This is a genomic window from Proteiniclasticum sp. C24MP, assembly GCF_043951855.1.
Classification (GTDB): domain Bacteria; phylum Bacillota; class Clostridia; order Clostridiales; family Clostridiaceae; genus Proteiniclasticum.
Map to the genome: position 1 here is coordinate 1 of NZ_JBINJW010000053.1, position 3,753 is coordinate 3,753.

At 37.5% G+C, this 3,753-nt stretch carries 5 protein-coding genes; 3 read left to right on the forward strand and 2 right to left on the reverse strand.

Annotated features, from left to right (window positions below; genetic code table 11):
• The 3 genes from mobC to ACHAL6_RS15425 all read left to right on the forward strand — a co-directional run.
• The coding region (gene mobC, locus ACHAL6_RS15415) for a plasmid mobilization relaxosome protein MobC (RefSeq protein ID WP_395271540.1) at positions 1 to 224 on the forward strand (224 nt) is incomplete at its 5' end.
• Positions 191 to 1,186 carry a relaxase/mobilization nuclease domain-containing protein gene (locus tag ACHAL6_RS15420; protein ID WP_395271541.1) on the forward strand — a complete coding sequence of 332 codons (996 nt, stop codon included), beginning with the start codon at positions 191 to 193 and terminating at the stop codon, positions 1,184 to 1,186. The genes mobC and ACHAL6_RS15420, both read left to right, overlap by 34 nt.
• 187 nt (positions 1,187 to 1,373) lie before the next feature.
• Positions 1,374 to 2,024 (forward strand): hypothetical protein, encoded by a 651-nt coding sequence (locus ACHAL6_RS15425; protein ID WP_395271542.1) that lies wholly within the window; start codon positions 1,374 to 1,376, stop codon positions 2,022 to 2,024.
• Between the two features lie 348 nt (positions 2,025 to 2,372).
• On the opposite strand, the gene ACHAL6_RS15430 is transcribed toward ACHAL6_RS15425, so the two are convergent.
• The gene (locus ACHAL6_RS15430; protein WP_395271543.1) at positions 2,373 to 2,573 is read right to left on the reverse strand and encodes a hypothetical protein; all 201 of its coding nucleotides are present in this window, start codon (positions 2,571 to 2,573) and stop codon (positions 2,373 to 2,375) included.
• A 3-nt stretch (positions 2,574 to 2,576) separates the two neighbouring features.
• Positions 2,577 to 3,110 carry a replication/maintenance protein RepL gene (locus ACHAL6_RS15435; RefSeq protein ID WP_395271544.1) on the reverse strand — a complete coding sequence of 178 codons (534 nt, stop codon included), beginning with the start codon at positions 3,108 to 3,110 and terminating at the stop codon, positions 2,577 to 2,579.
• Positions 3,111 to 3,753 lie beyond the last annotated feature (643 nt).

The following is a 3,753-nucleotide window of genomic DNA, read 5'->3' on the forward strand; positions in this document are numbered from 1 at the left end:
TAATGGTGAAAAGAAAGGCACAAGGATTAAAAGCGACTACTCCTAAGATAGATCTCACCGGTGCCAGAGAAATCGCCACAGAGCTTCGTAGGATAGGTGGTAACGTGAATCAGATAGCTAAACACCTTAATCAAGGGATAAACCCTTCCAAAGGCGAATTAGAGGGCATAGAGAGGGAGTTGAGTGCCATATGGCAACTATTAAGCATGGAACTACAAGAGTAGCCAATAGATTGATTACCTATGCCGAAAAGAAAGCCGAGGAACGTTCCGGAGTGAAGTGTGATCCGAACTATGTGAGAAGTCAATTCTCCACTACCAGGAACCTCTGGGGCAAGAATGATGAAGTACAAGCTCACCACGTCATTCAATCCTTCAAACCGGGGGAAACAACCCCACAACAAGCCAATGAAATCGGACAGAAATTAGCTGAAAAACTGGCACCTGATCATGAAGCTGTGGTTTACACTCACACCGATAAGCACCATATCCATAATCACATCATCATCAATTCTGTAAATATCGAGGACGGTAAAAAACTGCATTTCAATGCTCGAAAGTCCATTGAGAAAATGAGAGAGCAGAGTGATCAGTTATGTAAATCCTATAGTTTGAGCGTGGTGGAAAAGCCTTCTGCAAAGATCAGATATACTCTTGCAGAAAGAGAAGTCCTGAAAAAAGGACAGATCTCTTGGAAAAAAGAGTTGAGATCTGCAATCCTCGCTGAAAGCAAAACAGCAAAAACCTTTGATGATTTCAAAAACAATCTCCAGAAGAACCATAATATTACGGTCAAGGAAGGAAAGAATGACTACATCAGCTATAAGCACCCTGAAACCGGAAAAGCTGTCAGTGGAAAGAAGTTAGGACTTCTCTTTGAGAAAGAATCCATCAAGTTTTCCATTGAAAATCGCCCATTTGAGAGATTATCGAAAAAGTCTTCTGAAATCCTAGATAAGCTCAATGAATTCAGAGAGAAACCATATACCGTATCGGAGATAAAGGATCTCTATATGGCAAAAGGAAAAGCATTTGAGGTAGATCATTCACCAGAACTCCAAAAAGAGTTTAATGATCTGTCGGAAATCATGGGTGATCTAAAGAGAGATCAGCTCGCAGCACGTAGTAATGATTCACCTACTTTAGAATCTAAATCCCTTTCAAAAGCCTTTGAAATAGGCGATTAAGTAGAGTCTACTTACAAATAAGCAGTATACTACTTATATGACAAGCACTTGTGAAGTATTATTATATAATTTTTAGATAGATTGATAAAAACAGCTATAACCCCGAAGAAGTTCGGGGTTATAGATTCTGAAAATTGTGTATAGTATAAATACTGGTGTTGCTTTTTAAACAAAGGGAGGTTCGTAAATGAAAAAACTGCTGACTACTTTATTGGCCGTCTCAATCTTGTCAATAACTCTTTCGGGTCCAAAGGTTACACAAGCATCAATCATAACTGAAGAGCCATTTATAGTGGAAACCAATGGTGATTATGTAACCATTTGTGTTGAGAACTCTGAGGATGCAATGATTACTGCTGATGTAAAAAAGGACCAAGTAGACTCCTTTATTTCAGATTATGTTGATGGAAAGATTCAAGTTCCAAGAGCGAATATTGGTATCCCTCTTAAAGATACCAATCAGCTTATAACCCCTATGGCATTTATCCCTCCATCTAACGCCAAACTTCACTCTGAACAAAGACTGTACAGATCTGACATAAAGGCTATAGTTGTAAAGTTAGAAGGTTTGCAAAAATGGACTAGTTTGCCTAATCCTCTTACCGAATATGCATTGAACACATTACTGGCAGGTATGGGTTTTGCTAACCCTGTTTCTCTGTTAGTAACAGTTCCTGCATTTGTTGGTGTAACAATTATAAATACTGATTATGCATGGTGGAGTAAAAGTTATAGACTGCTCGTTGATGGTGATATTAGATATGTTAGACAGGCTGTATATTACAATACAGGAACTGGGTACCCTGCTGCTTGGAGAATTTGCGAAAGAATTTATTAGATTGAAGGTTAGGTAAGGTGATTAAACTGGAAAGCAAACGACTCAAATTTATTCTATATTCGTTGTATTTAATTTCAGCTCTTTTGATTATGGTACCATTGATCATGGGTTATATTGGGAATATAACATTTAGCACACAATTCAATGCTGTTGTAATATCTATTTCTTTTACACTTACTATAATCGGAATGTTGATAACCATTGCACACAAAAAAAAGTTGAAAGAAAGTTATGCGGGTGAAGTTAGATTTATAGTTATTCTAACAATCTTTTTTCTTTCAAATATTTCAAGATTAATATAGAAATGCAAATAAACAAAAACGCACCCTTACGAGGTGCGTTTTTGTTTTAAAACCATGTTTTTGAATCAAGCTGGTAGTGATACCAATCTCTATTTTCAAAACGGACACAAGGCAGATTATCTTGAATAAATACTTCTTTCAGTTCATGCCCTTTGATTTTTCCACCAAATGCATTCATCTGCATCTCATAGATCTCAAGTATCTTCTCTTGGATCTCCGGATTGAAATTCTCCATTCCTTTTATCATGATCTACTCCTCATCAAGAATTATTTCTTTATGCTTAACTGTTCTTATTTTTGCTTTTACACTCTCTTCTTGTTCGCTTTCAGAAAGAATGATATTTGCTTCAAATTTTGCGTACCTGTAATTACTTCCCCAACTATTCCAAGCGATCTGCTTGTTTACGGCATAAACATTAGATGTTCCAGATTTGAAGATATCAATATATTTTTTCTCTTTGAGTAACTTTATTGCTCGAGAAACAGTTACTCTGCTTACATCAAATTGTTCTTGTAATACCGTTTGAGAGCAAACAACTGCGTTGTACCCATCCATATTGTTAATCAAAAACTTAAATATTCTATATGCAATAGGCGATTTAGCCATAAGCCAATCCTCTGCTTTGTAATAATCTTTGTTCATCTGAACGAAGTTCTTGAATGGACTTTTTTTACTTTTCTCCCAATCTTCCTTTTCCATTCGTTCTTCTTGTTCGATTTGTTTTTGTCTTTCCTCGAAAGTGATGGAGTTAGGATCTAAATTCCCGTTTTTTTGCACACGCATTTCCAACTCATTGCCCCCTTTATTTTTAGGTATCATACAGTGATACCTATTAGTATCATTTTTGATGCAAACTGTATCATTAATTTTAAGATTATCACACTCTCATGATACAGTCAATAACATAAATGAAACATTTTGTCTCCCTTATGTATCATAGCTGATGATACATATAGGTGTCACCCTGTGATACATAAGAAATCCGAAAAGCATTGCAAACACTCACTTTTTTGAAAAACCCCTCTTATATCTTCTATGAAGCCAAAATGGCAACTAAAGTTCTTTCTTTATCAGGGGGGATTTCATCCCCCCTCTCTGACGATTCACCCCCCTGAACACCACCTTCGAGCGAGTGGGTTTTCTGCGAAAACACAACTCCCTCTCTGTGGTCTACGGATGCCCCTGATCTTAGATTGATCTGTCTTTCTGATACGGATGTGAAAGCGAGAATGGAGTCAAGGAGGAACGGAGAAAAAGGTACTTTTTCGAGTAGTCCTTGATGAAATGAAGCGTGTTACACTTTTCCCTGGAAGGGAGATTCAGAAAGAATCTTCCTTTCGCCCAACGGCGAGTGAATGGGGGGCGTTAGGGGGGATACCCCCCTCATGGCAGAAACTCCCGTAGGGATGTTTCGTCTTTCTTATCT

Coding starts and splice junctions, on each gene's coding strand:
- ACHAL6_RS15430 (WP_395271543.1), bottom strand. CDS start 2,573: ATGATAAAAGGAATGGAGAATTTCAATCCGGAGATCCAAGAGAAGATA.
- ACHAL6_RS15420 (WP_395271541.1), top strand. CDS start 191: ATGGCAACTATTAAGCATGGAACTACAAGAGTAGCCAATAGATTGATT.
- ACHAL6_RS15435 (WP_395271544.1), bottom strand. CDS start 3,110: ATGCGTGTGCAAAAAAACGGGAATTTAGATCCTAACTCCATCACTTTC.
- ACHAL6_RS15425 (WP_395271542.1), top strand. CDS start 1,374: ATGAAAAAACTGCTGACTACTTTATTGGCCGTCTCAATCTTGTCAATA.